Here is a 17,382-nt window from a genome sequence, read left to right on the forward strand (position 1 = left end):
TCGCCACTCAAAGGTCAAAATCGACTTCGAGTGCTTCGTTCTCGGTCTGTCGCCTGCGCTCATCGGCCAAGGCAGCCATGCGCACCGGATTTGCTATCGCCTGACGCAAGCTTAATATCCTGGCATCGTCGCCAAAGGTGGCACCGATAACCAACACTTCGCTAACTGGACAGTCATCAAGGCCACCGAAAAGACCCGGCAGCGAATACGTGCTGGCCAGAGAGGACACAGCCATAACGTCCTGCTCATCAAACCAGGCCGCCCGACTGTCATTTGGCCTCAGATAACCATTCTCCCGCGCCTTCTGCCCCAAGCCAAATTGAGATTGAGAGACGCGAGCACGGGCACTCAAACCGCGCATGCAGGCCGCCGTCTTCGGGTCCAGCGGCACTGCCGCCGGAGAGGGTTGGGTATCTTGCGACCACAGCGTCAGCACAATCGACGACTGCTGTTCGATGCCGCCCAGTCTCTCTGGATCAACGGTTGGATAAGTCTCGATGAGCTTTTGTCTCAACAGCGGCCAGGATGGTCCCTTGCCGGGGGGGAACAGCTTCGTACGAGAGACTGCCGTAACCGTGTCTTGGAGAATTGGAGGCTCATGGTAAATCGCCACAAGTTCATGACGATGCGTCGACTCGAGCAGCACACCGTTATGGAAAGCTGCCCAGTCGTTGATCGGCTCTACTCCGGTCTCGCGCACGACACGCTGCCTTGATTCAACGCTGGCCTGATAACGCTGATCCGCATCGATGGCGTCGGCAAGCCTGTCGACAGCAGAGGCGAAGTCTTCACCCAGTCTTATCCCCTTGATAGAAAACTCACCCGGGGTTTCGGCATGCTCATCATCTTCCGGCCGAGACGAGAGTGCCTGCCCTTCGGCGCCGCTCTCTGCCTGCTTCGAAAACACATGCCGGAGGCGCACGCTGTTGTCGTTGATGATGACCTGTCCGCGGCCGGCGTCGAAGAGGATCACCTCTTCAGGCTCATAGCGCAGCCTCATACCGGCGGCAAGCGTCGCTCCCCTGCCGTAGCGAGTGTCCACACCGGAAACCCGCAAAGCGAGCAGAGCATCGAACGCTGGATAGTTTTCGCTGGCCTCCTGAAACTCCCGGGCACGCTCCGGCGACATGGCAAGGAAGAAGCCGCGTCCAGAAGGGCCCGAACTCAACTGTACGTTAAGCACCCGATCAGCCTCGGGTGCACTAGCGCTAAACTCGGGGGAAAGGCCGGTGACAGGCCAGCCCTGACGCTCGAAATCATAGGGGGCTAGTCTTATGCTCGCCTTTACCCAGCGCCGGTCACGGTCGTCCAATCTCGCCCTGATGCCATCAGCCAATGTCTCGACAGCTTCCCTTCTAGCGAAGGCGTCCGACCTCGCAAAGGAGCTGCTTGCCAGCTGCCGACGAATAATCTCCTCCGGGTCCTGTCCTGCAAGCCTGGCTCCCTGCCAGAGCAGCTCCCCTCTCCATGCCAAATCGATACGCTCATGCTTGACGAGAGCCTGCCGCTTGAAGTCGACACTGGCAATTTTCGGTGCTTCCTGCCATGCCAGACGGGAGGAGCTGCGCCGCACTACCAGGCGGGCCGGATGCCCCGCCAGTAACAGTCGCTGCTTTCCATCCGGCAGCCGCACGACCTTCTCCGCCGTCACGGCGACCTCGACAGCGGCAAAGGGGTGATCACCGTCTTGGGGGTTATGGTCGGGTAGCTGCTGGCCGACGTCGTAGGTCTGTGCGTCCCGCGGCAATACTAGCGTCGCCTGGTTGATGTCATGACGCCTCCCCCCCAGGGGAAGCGAGATGACCAGCAGGTTTTCGACAGGCAGGCCGAGTGCCTGCGAGAGCTCGAAGACATCGCCCCGATGGCGCTCCTCCAGAAAGTCCTGCAGACTTCGTTCCCCTGTCGTCAGGCCTTCGCCGTAACTTGCCCTGAAGGAGAACGTCAAACCTGTTTCTTCACCGAAAAGATCTGTAGCCGATAGCTCATCCAGCGCTATTGCCTGGGCGCGGCTCACGATTCTCTCCACTTCGTCGTCACTATCCAGCCACCATGGGCGGTCGAAGTCCTCGAGTTTGCGCGTCTCTGGGGTATAGCGGGCGTCGCTTAGATCCTCATCACGGTAGCGATAGAGCACTTCGGAAAGGTCGCGGCCGGATCGAACCTCCAAGGCGTCCGAGGGATTCGCCACGTAGCTCAGCAGAGGATGGCCGCGATCGTCTTGGGCAACGCTGGCGGTCACCGTGGCCGGAACCGCCAGAGCAAAGCGCGCCCCCCCCAGCCGATTCACCCATTCCTCGGCCATCGAGGGACTCACCGGAATGGCGTCGGGCCGCAGCGGGCTCTCGATAATTACGCGGGCTCGATGACCGCGAACATTCTTGATGGTCTCTCCTCCGCCGCTGAAACATCTCTCTATCGATTGCTCGCTGATGGGAAAACGCCCGTTCTGAAAGTCATAGCTTTCCATGCTTAAGCCACAAATTAGCGTCATCGTGGCGGAGGGCGCCTGGGCCTCTCGCAGCACGGCAGCTCGCGCCTTGACACGCAGCGCTTCCTGGAGGCGTGCAGCTTCAAACTGATTCATGCGCACCGTGTGGGTAAGCATGCCCAATGACTGTTGCGAAGGGGAAACTTTCACTCCGTTCCGGAATAGTCTCTCGACGCGCTCGAAGCGCGAAGCGTCAATACCTGCGTCAGTGAATGCCTGCCGCACCTCCACCAGGGTAAGCGGCTGGCTGCTAACAAAGCGCTGCTCCAGTTCTGTACCCAGCGTCTGATCGGCTACCATTGCGGCTAGCCGTTGCCGCTGACGCTCCTGCCAGTCGCCATCGTCTCTCCATTCTTTGGGTAAGCTTCCCCATGACCCGACGTTCACCAGAAGAAGGCTCTCATCGGCGGCTTGATCCCGGCTGTTTTCCTGTAGAGCGCTTGCTGGAAGACCAGACGAGTCGACGGAAGTCTGCTCGTTGACCATGCTGGTGCGGTGCAGCTGATTCGTGGTGGCCCTTCGCTGCAGCACGGACTGCAGAGACAGCACTAGAGAGCCACTCGGCTGCCCAGTTTGGCGTACCCCTTGATCGGCTTGAAAGGCGCGAATCGCCCGCGCTGTTTTGCTGCCCATCAGACCATCAACAGGCCCGGCGGGATAGCCCAGCCGATTGAGCATCTCCTGGACTCGAGAGATTGTTTCCCTCGACTCTCCGGTTGCATAAACAGAGCGCTGCTGGCGGCCTGCTCGACTAGCTTGCGAGGGCCTGGAACTGGCCTCCTGATGGCTGCTTTGCGCGCGATGTCGCTGTTGCTCCAGAATCCGTTGCTGGTGCTGTCGCTCCACCTGCTGCCTGTACGCCTCTTGGCGCCTAAGCTCTGCTTCCCGCCGCCTGGCCTCCTGGCGGCGGTACTCCTCTTGTTTTCGGGCATTGTCTTCTTGAATAATCGCCCTTCCGACCCCTTCGATCACTCCTCTCAACAGGTCTTCCTGCGCGTGGGCAGGAAAAGAAGCAGTAATGACCAAGATGGAATGAATGAAAAATATCGACATCGATTTCGCGAATATTTCTTTAGCGGACATCGCCCTCACCCCGCACTCTTATCGTTTTTTCCACATCGACCTGCCAGGCCGCTATAGTCGGCATATTTCACGAAAGTCTTGCATCGCCCTAGCCGACCCGGCCAAGCCTGTGTTAAAGAAGACTCCGGCCTGAGCCGAGCTAATCGAAATTTCCACACCTTGAGCAAAGAATCGCTTACCCTCCTTTCCTAGCACCAGCCTTCCAACCAATGCATTGTCAAGTCCACCTAGGTATTCTGTATCGATGGCATAACGCCCCGTACGCCTGTCGGGCAAGGTGATCCAGACGATAAGCGAAGGTTGATGGTGCAGGCTTTCATGCAGAGGAACCGCTCCACCTATCAGCGTAAAGGAAAGATCCGTCTCACCTCTAAAGCAGCCCAACATCAACGACTTTTCGCCGCTTTTCGCCTGATAGAAAACGCGGTCGTCTCGCGCTGATGGCAACTTACTCCAGTCTTGCCCCCACAGCGGAAGCGACAGAAGTAGGGCACATATACCGCACACAAGCTTATAATGCATCGTTTCTCCCTCATGCTGTCTCTAACCGGCTATTGTGATTCCTAAATTCATCACCCCCTTCTGGATTATTCAGCATCAGAAAAATCATTGGAACTAGCATCAGGAAAATAAAACCTACTTCTTAAAACCTGTAAAACAAAGTAATGTAATATTAAACTGGCATTAGGAAGCAAATAAAACAGCATATCCCCCATCAGGCGCCACTGCTAAAAGCAATCTTTTAGCAATCAGAAAACGTTCAATCACACCTTTAAATAAACGGTAGACACAGCCCGTTTGTTGTCAACCCACATCGACCATTAGCTTGGCCTGAAAGCAACGATAGTGGATAATATTTTCTTGAGAATTCAGAGCGTTCTGCCAGAAAACTGATTCCAGCGGGCCATCCGCCAGGCGTAAAAGGTTCTCTCCTATCACTTCGCCCTGAAAGAGCCCATCCGAGTTGAGCTTGAACTCAGGAACGACAGCGTTGCCTTGCGTCTGTGAGAAACCCTCGACAACAGTTGGGTTGATTGAAGCACTCGAAGACAACCCGGTCGCCCAGGAAGCCTGATACCCTCACAGTCGACTCCGATGCTCGCAACATCGAAGGCCGCCGCTCGCGGTGGCCGGAGCCGATGACAGAAGCGCCCCTCCGGGGGCGCTTTTTTTTGGTGCCAGTTCCCTGGCGCCTTCGCCACGGTGCCGTCCCGTGAGAAGCGTCTGCCACCAAAGGGGGCCTGTCGTTGCGATTCGAGCGTGGCATCATCGATGCTTCTCGATAGCAGGACCGACACCACCAGGAGCCATCACCATGAGCCAGATCGTTACCCCGGATATCTGCGACGCCTACCCCGACGTGCGAGTACTCGAGCCGATCTTCGTCAACGCCGGCGGCCTGGAGGCCTTCTATGGCCCGGTTCGCACCGTCAAGTGCTTCGAGGACAACTCCAAGGTCAAGGAGGCCGTGGCCGAGCCCGGCGACGGCGCCGTGCTGGTGGTCGATGCCGGGGGCTCGACCCGCTGTGCCATGCTCGGCGACATGCTCGCCGAGCAGGCCGCCGGCAACGGCTGGGCGGGCGTGGTGATGTACGGCTGCGTGCGCGACGTCGACGTGCTGGCCGAGACCGAGCTCGGCATCCAGGCGCTGGGCGCCCACCCGCGCAAGAGCGAGAAGCGCGGCGAGGGGCAGCGCGACCTGCCCGTGACCTTCGCCGGGGTGACCATCGCGCCCGGCCAGTGGCTCTACGCCGACAACAACGGCATCCTGATCGCCGACGAGCGGCTGGACCTGGAGCGCTGACACTCGCCGAATCATCCCGGCCCCGCGCGCGTGCGCGGGGTCCCCGGCCCTGCCCCGCGTCCCCGGGGGACTCGTGGTGGCGAATGCCCCACCCATTGCCCAGGCGGCAGGCGCGATGCCACCCTGACGGCATCGCAGTCACCCTGGCGCTTCCATGCTGGCCCTGTCACGACTGAGCGGCGACGTGCTGCGCACCCTGCGCGAGCACCTGCGACCGCTGATCGCCTACCACCTCTTCTTCACCCTGCTGGCCTCGAGCCTGCTGCTGCCGGCCGTGGGCTGGACGCTGTCGAGCCTGCTCGGCGAGTTCGGCCGACCGGTGATCACCAACGGTGAGCTGATCGCCCTGTTGATGAGCCCACAGGGCCTCCTGTGGCTGCTCGCCGCGGTGGGCCTGACCTTCCTGGTGCTCTACCTGCAGCAGTCCGGCATGATCCTCGTCGCGGTGCGCCCTCACGGGCAGCACGTGCGCCTGGCCTTCGAGGCGCTCTGGGCGACCCTGCGCCGATTGCCGGCGATCGGCGGCCTGGTCGTGATGCAGGTCGGCACCCAGCTGCTGCTGCTTATTCCCCTGGCCGTCGCCCTGAGCGGGCTGCACGAGCTCTTCCTCGCAGACCTGGACCCCTACTTCGTGCAGCGCGTGCGTCCTCCGGCCTTCTGGGCCTTCCTCGCCAGCGCCCTGGTGCCCGTGCTCGCCTGGACCCTGCTGGCGGGCGGCCTCTACGTGCGCTGGCACCTGGCGCTGACCGTGCTGACCCTGGAGGCGCTGCCTCCCCGGGCGGCCCTCGCCCGCAGCATGCGGCTGACCCGGGGCCAGGGACGCCACATCGCCGCGGCGGTGCTGCTGTTGCTGCTCGGCATCGTCGGCCTGCCGCTGCTCGCCACCGCCCTGTTCGACCGCGTCGTCACGCCGCTGCTGTGGTGGCTGCCCGAGCGCCACGCGGTGCTGATCCCGGCCATGCTCGCCTACCTCACCGCCTACCTGCTCATCACCCTGGCCATCGCCTTCGGCGGCATCGCCGCCAATGCCCTGCAGGCCACCTGCCTGTATCTGCGCCTGGCACACCGCGAGCCACGCCCCGAGCCTCCCCCGCCCGGCAGCCATCCGCGCCGCCTGGCCTGGGCCGTGGAACTCGCCGTGGTGCTGTTCGCCATCGGCCAGGCCTGGCTGATCGTCAACCGCTTCGAGATCCGCGACGAGGTCGAGATCATCGCCCACCGCGGCAGCTCGCTGAAGGCGCCGGAGAACACCCTGGCGGCGCTGGAGCAGGCCATCGACGACGGGGCCGACGGCATCGAGATCGACGTGCGCCTGACCGCCGACGACCGTGTGGTGCTCTATCACGACGCGAGCCTTGAGCGACTCACCGGCGACGAGCGGCGACTCGGCACGCTGCCACGGGCGTCCCTCGACGCCTTCGACGTCGGCAGCTGGTTCGGCGACCCCTTCATCGGCGAGCGGATTCCGGGGCTGGACGAGGCGCTGGCGACGGTGCGGGGACACGCCTGGCTGATGATCGAGCTCAAGCCCGATCCCGGCCGCGAGCTCGACCTGCTCGAGGCGGTGCTCGACGAGTTGCGGCGGGAAGGGGCGCAGCGCCGGGCCTGCCGAGCGCGCGCCGAGGACCGGATCAGCGCCCGGGCCTGTGGCGATCCCGACATCATGAGCGAGATGCGCGTCGCCACCCGTTCGCCCTGGCTGCTGCGCGAGGTGGCGGGGCGCGAGCCTCACCTGGGCACCACGCTGCTGGCGCAGCTGGTGCTGCCGGGCAGCCTGGAGCGTCGCGGCTTCGATGCCCTGGCGCTTCGCCACAACCGCATCGACGAGGAGGAGATCCGCCTGGCCGGCCACTACGGCTACGCGGTGCACGCCTGGACCCTGAATGATCGCAACGCCATGTCGCGACTGATCGACCTGGGCGTGGACGGCATCATCACCGACCGTCCGGCCCTGCTGGCGGCGCTGATCGCCGAGCGTCGACGCCTGGGGGACGGCGCCCTGCTGCTGGTCAAGCTGCGCAACTGGCTGAGGAGCTAGCGGGCCCGCACCGGCCACGCGGGCGGCTTCTCACTCTCCCCGCACGACGCCCTCGCCGCCTGAGGCGGTGGCACCGACGAGGCCCTCCTCGGTGCGCCGGATCGCCTGCAGGCCGCCGGTCGCATCGCGCTCCTCCACCTCGTGACCGAGCTCGCGCAGCGCCTTCAGGGTCGCGGCAGGAAAGCGGTCGGCCTCCAAGAAGACCGCCCCGCCCGTGGTGGAGGCATGCGGCAGATCCAGGGCCTGCTGAACGCCCAGGCCCCAGTCGAGCATCGCCACCAGAGAGCGGGCGGTGTCATGGATGATGGCCGCGCCCCCTCGCGAGCCGAGGCTCGCCACCAGCGCCTCGCCGTCGCGCCCGACGACCAACGTCGGGGTCATGCTGGAGCGCGGGCGCTTGCCGGGCTCCACCCGATTGGCGATGGGCGTGCCCTGATCGTCCGTCGGCGTGAAGGAGAAGTCGGTCAGGGCATTGTTGAGCAGGAAGCCGCCCGGCATGCCGGTGCCCCCGTTGGAGAGAATGCGCGCGCCGAAGGCCTGACCGAGGGAGCTGGTCATGGCCAGCGCATTGCCGTGCTCATCGACGATGCTGATGTGGCTGGTGCCCGCCTCCGGCTGGGCCGGCTGCACGGCCCAGGCGGTGGCCACGACGCCGGGGTTGCCCGGGCTCGCGCCACCGCTGCCCAGGCTCTGCGTGGCCTCGATCAGGGCGGCGCGCTCCTCCAGGTAATCCGGCGCCACCATCAGCGACCAGTCCCCCCCGGGGGCCTCGACGAAGGCCGGGTCGGCGATGTAGCGCCCGCGATCGGCGAAGGCCAGCCGCGAGGCCTCGAGGTAGCGATGCAGCCACTCGACGCCGGGGAGCTCGTCCTCCAGGCCGGCCTTCGAGGGCGGCAGCTGCGCCAGGGTACCGAGGATCTGCATCACGGTCAGGTGCCCCGAGGCGGGCGGCGGAAACCCGCAGACGCGATGGTCCTGCCAGTCGGTACAGAGCGGTTCGCGCTCCTTCGCCGTGTAGGTGGCGAGATCCTCGAGACTCAGATCGCCCGGGATGGTGGGATGGTGCTGCACCCGTCCCACGATGTCCCGGGCGACATCGCCGGTATGCAACACCGAGCTGTCCTGCTCGGCGACTCGCTGGAGGATCACGGCCAGCGCCGGGTTCTTGAGCCGGTGCCCTTCCGGCAGGGGCTCCCCCTGCTCGGTGAAGAAGAACCCCGAGGCCTGGGCATCGTCGCGCAGGGCCTCGGCGTCGGCCAGGCGTCGGTGCAGGGCGGCGCCGACCGCAACGCCGTCATCCGCCAGGGTGATCGCCGGCTCGAAGAGCACGGCCCAGGGCAGGCGCCCGTGTTCGCCGTGGGCTACCTCCAGCATGCGCAGGGTGCCGGGCACGCCGACCGAGCGGCCGCTGGCCACGGCCTTCATGAGCGCCAGCGACTCGCCATCCTGATCCAGGAAGAGCCCCTCCTTGACCGAGGAGGGTGCGGTCTCTCGCCCGTCGTACGCCCTGACCTCCTCGCCGTCGTGATGCATCAGAAAAGAGCCGCCGCCGATGCCGCTGGCGTGGGGCTCGACCACCGTGAGCACCATCTGCGCGGCGATGGCGGCATCGATCGCCGAACCTCCCGCCTCGAGGATCTGGTAGCCGGCGTCGGTGGCCAGGGGGTGCGAGGTGGTCACCGCGAAGCGCTGGAAGGGCCCCGTGGGCGCCGCCTCGCCCTCGGCTTGCGCCGGCGGCATGGCGTCGGGGCGCTGGTACTGGAACGCCGTCTCGGCGCGCACCGTCGGCACCAGCAGCAGCGGGAAGAGGGTCAGCAGCAGCGTCGCCGCATACCAACGGACGCTAGGAATGACCATGGTCATGGCTCCTTGTCTCGACTCGGGGCCATGACAGCATAGGTGAGACCGGCTCGGGCGTCGCGACGCCTAGCGGCGACAGCGCCAGGCCGCCAGCAGGCTCACGGTGGCCAGTGCCAGCAGCACGGCGGCGCTCCAGCCCAGGGCCTCGACCAGGCGATGAAACTCCCCGGGAACCTCGTGGGGGCGAAAGGCCATGCCGTACTCGGCCAGACGGCTGCCGCCATAGAGGAGCAGGGCCAGCAGGCCCAGCGGCAGCGACGAACGCCGCCGGGCCAGCCAGCGGGTCAGGCGCCAGGGCTCCGAGGGGGGGGTGGCCATGGTGGACCGACGGTTTCCCGTGTCCGAGGCCTTGGTCCTGGCCTTGGGGGGTGTCTTGGCGGAGGGCCTGGCGGCGGCCTTGGGCCGATTCGGTGCCCGCCGCGCCTTCTGCCGGGACGCCGCACCGCCCCCGCCGGGCAGGCGGCGAGCCAGCCAGCGGCCCATGCCGACCATCCCCCAGCCCAGGGTAAAGCAGACGGAGAGCGCGAGCCCCCCCATCACCAGCAAGTATGTCATCCCGATCGCTTCCCGCGTCGCCTGTTCAGGGGGCGCCATCTTGCCAAATTCTCGTGGCCCTGTGGGGAGGTATCGTTGCACTCGATCGCTCGGGACCGGGCCGCCTCGCTCAAGGCACCACGATCACGGGGATCGACAGCCGCGCCAGCAGGTCGGGATCCTGCTCGGCCAGCCGCACGAGCCGAGGGCGATGGAGCAGCAGCGCGCCGCTGGTCACCCGCCGGAGCCGGTGCTCGAGATCCCGCGCATCGCTCGCCTCCAGGACCTCCTCGCCCTCGAACAGCCGAGCCAGGCCCTCGGGAATCACCAGGGGAGATTCCGCCCGGGCGTCCGGCTCGGCCAGGGTGCGAAGGGGGCCACGGGCCAGCGGCAACCGCTCGTCCCAGATGATCACCGTGCAGGGCGCCTCGAGCATCAGGGCGCGGCTGGTGGAGCCCAGGCGCACGCCCCAGTGCCCCGAGAAGCCGGCCTTGCCCAGCATCAGGACATCCCCCGGCCCGGCCAGGGCCTGCGCCTCGCTGACGATCCTGCCGTGACTGACCCTGAGTTCATGGCGCAGCTCCCGCCCGGCCACCGCGGCCTCCAGCGCCTCGGTCACGCGGCGGGCCTGGCGCGCCTGGCCGGCCATTAGCTCGTCGCGGGAGAGCCGGCGCGCCCGCCCGGAGACCGCCCCGATCTCACAGGCAAAGGGAAAGCCGGCGCTGCTCAGGAGCTCCTGGTCCTCGACGAACAGCGCCACCAGCTCGGCGTGGCGCGCCGACGCCAGATCCACCGCGGCGGCGAGTGCCGCCAGGCTGTGGCGCGACGCATCGAGCAGGGTCAGCACCCGCACGATCCTGACCTCCTTGCCGGTCGTCCCGGCGCTCGGCTCGTGGCGAAGTGGCCGACGCGGCGAGTCAGGGAGCATCGTCATCCTCCTCGTCCGCCTCCGCGGCCTCACCGTCGGCGAGGCCGCGCTCCGCCTGCCGGGCATGCTTCACCGCCTCACGGAACTGCGCCAGCCGATCGGCCACCCGGGCGTCGAGGCTGCCCTCGGGGAAGCGCCCCCGGGCATAGGGTTCACCGATGGGCAGCTCGGTGAGCAGCGCCAGGGCCTCGTCCACCCGAGTGATCGCGAAGACCCGAAAGCGCCCCTGCTCGATCGCCTCGCGCACCTCGCCCTTGAGCATCAGGTGCTCGACATTGGTGCTCGGCAGGATCACCGCCTGGCCCGAGAGCTCGCCGCGTGAGCGGCAGACATCGAAGAAGCCCTCGACCTTCTCGTTCACCCCGCCCACCGCCTGGACCCTGCCGTGCTGATCGATGGAGCCGGTCACGGCGAAGGCCTGGTCGAGCCCCACGCCGGCGATGGCCGAGACCAGGGCACACACCTCGGCCACCGAGGCGCTGTCGCCCTCGACGCCGCCGTAGGACTGCTCGAAGGCGAGACTCGCCGAGAGCGACAGCGGTTCCAGGGCGGCGTAGCGGCTGGCCAGATAGCGGGAAAGGATCATCACCGCCTTGGCATGGATCCGCCCGCCGGTGCGCGCCTCGCGTTCGATATCGACCACCCGCCCTTCGCCGGGGCGGGCCGTGGCGGTGATGCGCGAGGGCTGGCCGAAGGCGGTCTCACCCAGCTGCATCACCGAAAGGCCGTTGACCTGGCCGACCACGCGCCCCTCGGTGGCGACCATCAGGGTGCCGCGGGTAAACAGCTCGTGGCTGCGCTCACGAACGCGCCCCGCTCGCCAGAGCTGCTGCGCTACCGCCTTCTCGACCTGGGCCCGACCCACCACCCGCTCCCCCGCTTCGCCGGCCCAGTGATCGGCCTCCAGCAGCAGGTCGTGGAGGTCTCGGTGGCGCGCCGTCAGCTTGCCCTGATCGTCGGCCAGGCGGCTGGCGCGCTCGATCACCGCGGCCACGCCCTCCCGGTCCAGGGGACGCAGCGCCGCGGTACGCGCCAGGGTCGCCACCATGCGGGCGTAGAAGGCTTCATGCTCCGGGTCGCGATCGAGCTCGTCCTCGAGGTCGGCCTGCACCTTGAACAGCTCCAGGAACTCGGGGTCGTGCTCGCAGAGCAGGTAGTAGAGCAGCCGGTCGCCGAGCAGCACGATCTTGACGTCCAGCGGTATCGGCTGCGGCTCCAGGGTCACGGTGCTGATCAGGCCGTAGGCCTGCTCGAGGGACTCGGTACGGATCTCGCCGGCCCGCAGCACCCGCTTGAGAGTCTCCCAGGCCCCCGGCTGGGTGAGCACGCCGCGCACGTCCAGCACCAGGTAGCCCCCGTTGGCGCGATGCAGGGCGCCGGCACGGATCAGCAGGAAGTCGGTTAGCAGGGTGCCGTTGTGCACGTGGTGCTCGATGCGCCCCACCAGGTGCTGATGGCTGGGCAGATCCTGGTGGATCACCGGCGCCCCCTCGGCCTCGGCGTTATCCACCAGCAGGTTGATCTGGATGCGGCTGAAGAGCGCCTCCGCGGGAATCTCGGGGTCCTCCTCGATGAACGACTCGGCATTGAAGAGGATCGCCTCGCGGATCGCCTCGAGGTGGGTGATGACCCCTTGCTGTTCGGCGTAGCGCTGCTTGAGCTCGTCGAGCGGCGCGTCGATGGCCGATTCGAGCATCTCGGTGTTCAGCGCGCTGGCCTGCTCACGCAGCTGCTTGGCCAGCCGCGGCATCTGGCGGATCGCCTGGGTGAGCGTGCGCTGCAGCTCCTCGACCTTGTGCTCGATGCGCGCGCGCTCCTCGGACGACAGTTTCTCGAAGGCCTCCGGGGGCATCATCTTGTCGCCCTCGGCCGGCGCGAAGGTGAAGCCGTTGGGCGTGGAGAGCAGCAGGATGCCGTGCTCGCGTGCCTCGCGCCGCACGGCCTCGACGGCATCGCGCTGACGCTCGCCCATCGCCTGCTTCAGCTCATGGAGGCGATTCTGGTACTCCTCGCTCTCGAAGACCGCGGGGATGGCGCTGCGCAGCTCCTCGATCAGGGCGTCCAGATCCTCGCGCAGGGTGCGCCCCATGCCGGCCGGCAGGGAGAGCACCAGCGGCACCGCCGGATCATCGAAGTTGTAGCGATAGCACCAGTCGCCGGGTGGGGGGGTGCGCTTGGCCTGCTCGGCGAGAAAGCGTCCCACCAGGCTCTCTCGATCGTGCCCGGGTGCCCCCAGCACGAAGAGGTTGAAGCCGTCGCTGCGCATCGCGGTGCCGAAACTCAAGGCGTCCCGGGCCCGTTCATGCCCGCTCAGCAGGTCCAGCGATTCGAGCTCGCTGGTGATCTCGAAGGTGAACGAGGCGCTGTCACAGCGTCGATACACCTGGCTGACATCCAGGGGCTCCAGCATGGGGCTCTCCTCTCTACCACATCCACCTCTCCCGCTACCGGCTCGCCGCCGTCGCGAGTCGCTCAGCGCAGGATGTCGTGAATCACCTCGTGGATGATGTCGTTGGTGATATCGACCAGCACGGCATCGGCGCCCACGCGGCGCCACTCGTACCCCTCGTAGTGCGGCAGATCACGGCGCAGGCGGGGATCGAAGTTCTTGGCGATCCCCGGCGGCAGTGGCTTGCCGCGCTCCAGGTTCATGCGGATGCCGGGCGGCAGGCGGTCGCGATCATCAACGTGAAGATAGTCCTGCCCGCGGTGGAAGATATCGCGAATCTCGCGCTCATCGATGCGCAGGCGGCGGTCGTCCCAGTCGTCGTGATCGCGGTCGCGATCCCGGTATCGATCGTCGTCGCGCGTCACCTGGCGATGGCGCTCGCTCTCGCCGGACGCGCCCTGACCCCGCTGGCCCTGGCTGTGCTGCTTCTGGCCCTGCTTGCCCTGGACCATCTCCTGACCGCCCTTGCCGACACCCTGTCCGTTGCCGGGCTGCGCCAGCAGCGGCGGCGCGGCGGCCAGCGCCAGTCCCAGCGCAGCGCCCAGCACCAGCGAAGAGGAGTAACCGGTACGCTTCATGACGACCTCCTTGATGGGGAAACGTACCCGCAGTCTAGTCAGACAACGTGCAGGGCATGTGCAAGAACGGCTTCGCCATCGCGCCAGAATGCGTATCATGGGGCCGTCCGAAATTGCTTACCCCCTGCTGGAGATGTTTGAGATGACCTTGCGTTCGCTGCTCGCTTCCACCGGCCTGCTGCTCGGCGCCGTCAGCCCGCTGGCCCAGGCCGACACCCTGCGCCTGGGCATCGGCGAGTGGGCCACCGGCCAGGCCAGCACCTATGTGCTCAAGGCGGTCCTCGAGGACGCCGGCCATGAAGTGGAGATCCGTTCGGTGAGCCTGGCCGCGATCTGGCAGGGCCTCTCCGCCGGCGAGCTGGATGCCTTCACCGGCGCCTGGCTGCCGGTCACCCAGGCCAGCTACTACGAGGCGGTGGCCGACAGGGTCGACGATCTGGGCCCCAACCTCGACGACGCTCGCGTCGGCCTGGCCGTGCCCGACTACGCCGAGGCGACCTCGATCGCCGACCTGGCCGACGCCGGCGAGGCCTTCGGCGAGCGCATCCACGGCATCGACCCGGGCGCCGGCATCATGGCGCTGACCGAGCGGGCCATGGAGGCCTACGGCCTCGACGACTGGCGGCTGATCGCCGGCAGCGATGCGGCCATGAGCAAGACCCTGGAGACCGCGATGGGCCGCGAGGAGCCGATCGTCGTCACCGCCTGGGCCCCGCATCCGGTGTTCTCGGGGCAGTCGCTGCGCTACCTGGAGGATCCCGAGGGCCTCTATTCCCAGGACGAGCGCATCCACACCGTGACGCGCCAGGGGCTCGACGAGGAGCAGCCGGAAATCACCGCCATCCTGGATCGCTTCGCCTGGAGTGCCGACGACGTCCAGGGCCTGATGGAGGCCAACCAGGCCAACGGCGACTACGAGGCCAACGCCCGCGCCTGGGTCGAGGCGCATCCCGAACTCGTCGCGCAGTGGCTGGGCGAGGCGGACTGATCTGCCGACGGCAGCCCTGCCAGACGACAACGGCACGCTCGACGTGAACGCCCGGCCACTGAACTGGCCGGGCGTTGTCGTCTCTGGCGGCAAGCGGCGAACGACTCGCCTCGAGCCACGCAGGGAGCGCCGCGCCCACGAAAAACCCCGCCTCGAGAGGCGGGGTCGATGACCGCAGGGAGCGGACGCTAGCCTAGCCGAGGGTTTCGCCGGCCAGCATGAACCAGGTCTCGAGTACCGCGTCCGGGTTCAGGGAGACCGAGTCGATGCCCTGCTCCATCAGCCACTTGGCGAGATCCGGATGATCCGAGGGGCCCTGGCCGCAGATGCCGATGTACTTGCCCTGGGCGCGGCAGGCCTGGATGGCCATGGAGAGCAGCTTCTTGACGGCCGGGTTCCGCTCGTCGAAGAGGTGCGCGACGATGCCGGAGTCGCGATCCAGCCCCAGGGTCAGCTGGGTCAGGTCGTTGGAGCCGATGGAGAAGCCGTCGAAGTGCTCGAGGAACTCGTCGGCCAGCAGGGCGTTGGCCGGCAGCTCGCACATCATGATGACCTTGAGGCCGTTCTCGCCCCGGGTCAGACCGTTGGCGGCCAGCAGCTCCACCACCTCGCGGGCCTCGTCGGGGGTGCGCACGAAGGGCACCATGATCTCGACGTTGTCCAGGCCCATCACCTCGCGGACCCGCTTCAGCGCCCGGCACTCCAGCTCGAAGCAGGGACGGAAGGACTCGGAGATGTAGCGCGACGCGCCACGGAACCCGAGCATGGGGTTCTCCTCGCCGGGCTCGTAGAGCTTGCCGCCGATCAGGTTCTCGTACTCGTTGGACTTGAAGTCCGACAGGCGCACGATGACCCGCTGCGGGTAGAAGGAGGCGGCCAGGGTGGAGATCCCCTCGACCAGCTTCTCGACGTAGAACTCGACCGGATCGGGGTAGCCGGCGGTGCGCAGGTCGATGGTCTGCTGCAGGTCCGCGGGCAGGGTGTCGTACTCGAGCAGCGCCTTGGGGTGCACGCCGATCATGCGGTTGATGATGAACTCGAGGCGCGCCAGGCCGACGCCGGCGCTGGGCAGGCTGGCGAAGCTGAAGGCGCGGTCCGGGTTGCCGACGTTCATCATGATCTTGAAGGGGATCTCGGGCATGGCATCGACGCTGGTCACGCGGCGATCGAAGTCCAGCAGGCCCTCGTAGACGTGGCCGGTGTCACCCTCGGCGCAGGAGACGGTGACGTCGCGGCCGTCGGCCAGCGCCTCGGTGGCATCGCCACAGCCGACCACGGCGGGAATGCCCAGCTCGCGGGCGATGATCGCCGCGTGGCAGGTGCGCCCGCCGCGGTTGGTGACGATGGCCGAGGCCCGCTTCATGATCGGCTCCCAGTCCGGGTCGGTCATGTCGGTGACCAGCACGTCGCCGGGGTGGACCTTCTCCATGTCATCCGGGGAGAAGACCACCTTCACCGCGCCGCTGCCGATGCGCTGGCCGATGGCCCGGCCGGCGACCAGGGTGCGGCCCTTCTCCTTGAGCTGGAAGCGCTCGAGCTTGCCGCCCTCCTGCTGGGAGACCACGGTCTCGGGACGCGCCTGGACGATGTAGAGCTTGCCGTCGTCGCCATCCAGCGCCCACTCGATGTCCATGGGACGCTGGTAGTGCTGCTCGATGGTCACCGCCTGGCGCGCCAGGTCCATGATCTGCTCGTCGTTGATGCAGAAGCGCCCGCGGTCGGCCAGCGGCACGTCGACGGTCTCGACCGACTTGCCGGCGCTGGTGTCGTCGGTGTAGATCATCTTGATCAGCTTGGAGCCGAGGTTGCGACGCAGCACCGCCGGCCGCCCCGCCGCCAGGGTCGACTTGTGCACGTAGAACTCGTCGGGGTTCACGGCGCCCTGCACCACCGTCTCACCCAGGCCCCAGGAGGCGGTGACGAAGACCGCGTCGCGGTAGCCGGATTCGGTGTCCAGGGTGAACATCACGCCCGAGGCACCGGTCTCGGAACGCACCATCTTCTGGATGCCCGCCGACAGCGCCACGTTCTCGTGGGCGTAGCCGCGGTGCACGCGGTAGGAGATCGCCCGGTCGTTGAAGAGCGAAGCGAACACCTCGTGCACGGCGCGCTTGATGTTGTCGAAGCCCTCGATGTTGAGGAAGGTCTCCTGCTGGCCGGCGAAGGAGGCGTCCGGCAGGTCCTCGGCCGTGGCCGAGCTGCGCACCGCCACCTTGAGGTTGGGGTGCATGGCGAGGAGCTTCTCGTAGCTCTCGCGCAGGTACTGCTCGAAGGTCGGCGGCAGCGGGGTATCGATGACCCACTGGCGAATCTGGGCGCCGACGCGGGCGAGCTCGTTGACGTCGTCGACGTCCAGGGTCGCGAGGGCCTGGTTGATGCGATCGTTCAGCCCCTCGTGGGAGAGGAATTCCCGGTAGGCGTGCGCCGTGGTGGCGAAGCCGCCGGGCACCGTGACGCCGGCCCCGGCCAGGTTGGAGATCATCTCACCGAGGGAGGCATTCTTGCCACCGACCCGTTCGACGTCCGCCATGCCCAACTGATCGAACCACTGAATGTAATCGTCCATGAGACCTCCCAGAAAAATCGTCGACGAGTGCATCACGCCGGTGGGCCTCGCTCGCGTGGCTCACTC

11 protein-coding genes are annotated in these 17,382 nt (G+C 66.6%); 3 read left to right on the forward strand and 8 right to left on the reverse strand.

The genetic code is table 11. The features are described from left to right. Nucleotides 1–7 precede the first annotated feature (7 nt). Both ACGTNG_RS14880 and ACGTNG_RS14885 read right to left on the reverse strand, forming a co-directional pair. A complete protein-coding gene (locus ACGTNG_RS14880) occupies nucleotides 8–3,571 on the reverse strand; it encodes a peptidoglycan-binding domain-containing protein (protein ID WP_394797307.1) in 3,564 nt (1,187 codons plus the stop codon). A 51-nt stretch (nucleotides 3,572–3,622) separates the two neighbouring features. Continuing rightward, entirely contained in the window at nucleotides 3,623–4,093 is a 471-nt protein-coding gene (locus ACGTNG_RS14885; protein ID WP_394797308.1) for a hypothetical protein, read from the reverse strand. A 793-nt stretch (nucleotides 4,094–4,886) separates the two neighbouring features. On the opposite strand from ACGTNG_RS14885, the gene rraA reads away from it, so the two are divergent. Together rraA and ACGTNG_RS14895 are read left to right on the forward strand one after the other, a co-directional pair. Beyond that, the gene (gene rraA, locus ACGTNG_RS14890; protein WP_394797309.1) at nucleotides 4,887–5,375 is read left to right on the forward strand and encodes a ribonuclease E activity regulator RraA; all 489 of its coding nucleotides are present in this window, start codon (nucleotides 4,887–4,889) and stop codon (nucleotides 5,373–5,375) included. A 154-nt stretch (nucleotides 5,376–5,529) separates the two neighbouring features. Then, complete coding sequence (locus ACGTNG_RS14895) at nucleotides 5,530–7,413, forward strand: glycerophosphodiester phosphodiesterase (protein WP_394797310.1); 1,884 nt, start codon at nucleotides 5,530–5,532, stop codon at nucleotides 7,411–7,413. Nucleotides 7,414–7,443: 30 nt separating this feature from the next. Here ACGTNG_RS14895 and ACGTNG_RS14900 read toward each other — a convergent pair whose 3' ends face one another. The 5 genes from ACGTNG_RS14900 to ACGTNG_RS14920 all read right to left on the reverse strand — a co-directional run bounded on the left by ACGTNG_RS14900 (nucleotide 7,444) and on the right by ACGTNG_RS14920 (nucleotide 13,762). Next, on the reverse strand, nucleotides 7,444–9,270 hold the full coding sequence (locus tag ACGTNG_RS14900; RefSeq protein WP_394797311.1) for a gamma-glutamyltransferase family protein: 1,827 nt from the start codon (nucleotides 9,268–9,270) through the stop codon (nucleotides 7,444–7,446). Nucleotides 9,271–9,339: 69 nt separating this feature from the next. Then, on the reverse strand, nucleotides 9,340–9,828 hold the full coding sequence (locus tag ACGTNG_RS14905; protein ID WP_394797312.1) for a hypothetical protein: 489 nt from the start codon (nucleotides 9,826–9,828) through the stop codon (nucleotides 9,340–9,342). A gap of 109 nt (nucleotides 9,829–9,937) precedes the next feature. Further along, nucleotides 9,938–10,735: a universal stress protein gene (locus tag ACGTNG_RS14910; protein ID WP_394797313.1), complete on the reverse strand. Its 798-nt coding sequence runs from the start codon at nucleotides 10,733–10,735 to the stop codon at nucleotides 9,938–9,940. Beyond that, nucleotides 10,725–13,145, reverse strand: coding sequence for a Lon protease family protein (locus tag ACGTNG_RS14915; RefSeq protein ID WP_394797314.1), 2,421 nt, complete (start codon nucleotides 13,143–13,145; stop codon nucleotides 10,725–10,727). Before ACGTNG_RS14915 ends, ACGTNG_RS14910 begins: the two co-directional genes overlap by 11 nt. 62 nt (nucleotides 13,146–13,207) lie before the next feature. Continuing rightward, the gene (locus ACGTNG_RS14920; RefSeq protein ID WP_394797315.1) at nucleotides 13,208–13,762 is read right to left on the reverse strand and encodes an anti-virulence regulator CigR family protein; all 555 of its coding nucleotides are present in this window, start codon (nucleotides 13,760–13,762) and stop codon (nucleotides 13,208–13,210) included. A 142-nt stretch (nucleotides 13,763–13,904) separates the two neighbouring features. On the opposite strand from ACGTNG_RS14920, the gene ACGTNG_RS14925 reads away from it, so the two are divergent. Continuing rightward, on the forward strand, nucleotides 13,905–14,750 hold the full coding sequence (locus ACGTNG_RS14925) for a glycine betaine ABC transporter substrate-binding protein (RefSeq protein WP_394797316.1): 846 nt from the start codon (nucleotides 13,905–13,907) through the stop codon (nucleotides 14,748–14,750). A gap of 193 nt (nucleotides 14,751–14,943) precedes the next feature. On the opposite strand, the gene ppsA is transcribed toward ACGTNG_RS14925, so the two are convergent. Further along, nucleotides 14,944–17,316, reverse strand: a complete 2,373-nt coding sequence (gene ppsA, locus ACGTNG_RS14930) for a phosphoenolpyruvate synthase (protein WP_394797317.1) — start codon at nucleotides 17,314–17,316, stop codon at nucleotides 14,944–14,946. Between the last annotated feature and the right edge of the window lie 66 nt (nucleotides 17,317–17,382).

It is taken from the genome of Halomonas sp. B23F22_3 (assembly GCF_043496965.1).
Lineage (GTDB): Bacteria > Pseudomonadota > Gammaproteobacteria > Pseudomonadales > Halomonadaceae > Halomonas.

Bases quoted from the DNA above. Each gene is read 5' to 3' on its own strand.
- rraA (WP_394797309.1), top strand. From the start codon at position 4,887: ATGAGCCAGATCGTTACCCCGGATATCTGCGACGCCTACCCCGACGTG.
- ACGTNG_RS14885 (WP_394797308.1), bottom strand. From the start codon at position 4,093: ATGCATTATAAGCTTGTGTGCGGTATATGTGCCCTACTTCTGTCGCTT.
- ACGTNG_RS14925 (WP_394797316.1), top strand. From the start codon at position 13,905: ATGACCTTGCGTTCGCTGCTCGCTTCCACCGGCCTGCTGCTCGGCGCC.
- ppsA (WP_394797317.1), bottom strand. From the start codon at position 17,316: ATGGACGATTACATTCAGTGGTTCGATCAGTTGGGCATGGCGGACGTC.
- ACGTNG_RS14910 (WP_394797313.1), bottom strand. From the start codon at position 10,735: ATGCTCCCTGACTCGCCGCGTCGGCCACTTCGCCACGAGCCGAGCGCC.
- ACGTNG_RS14880 (WP_394797307.1), bottom strand. From the start codon at position 3,571: ATGTCCGCTAAAGAAATATTCGCGAAATCGATGTCGATATTTTTCATT.
- ACGTNG_RS14915 (WP_394797314.1), bottom strand. From the start codon at position 13,145: ATGCTGGAGCCCCTGGATGTCAGCCAGGTGTATCGACGCTGTGACAGC.
- ACGTNG_RS14895 (WP_394797310.1), top strand. From the start codon at position 5,530: ATGCTGGCCCTGTCACGACTGAGCGGCGACGTGCTGCGCACCCTGCGC.
- ACGTNG_RS14920 (WP_394797315.1), bottom strand. From the start codon at position 13,762: ATGAAGCGTACCGGTTACTCCTCTTCGCTGGTGCTGGGCGCTGCGCTG.
- ACGTNG_RS14900 (WP_394797311.1), bottom strand. From the start codon at position 9,270: ATGGTCATTCCTAGCGTCCGTTGGTATGCGGCGACGCTGCTGCTGACC.
- ACGTNG_RS14905 (WP_394797312.1), bottom strand. From the start codon at position 9,828: ATGACATACTTGCTGGTGATGGGGGGGCTCGCGCTCTCCGTCTGCTTT.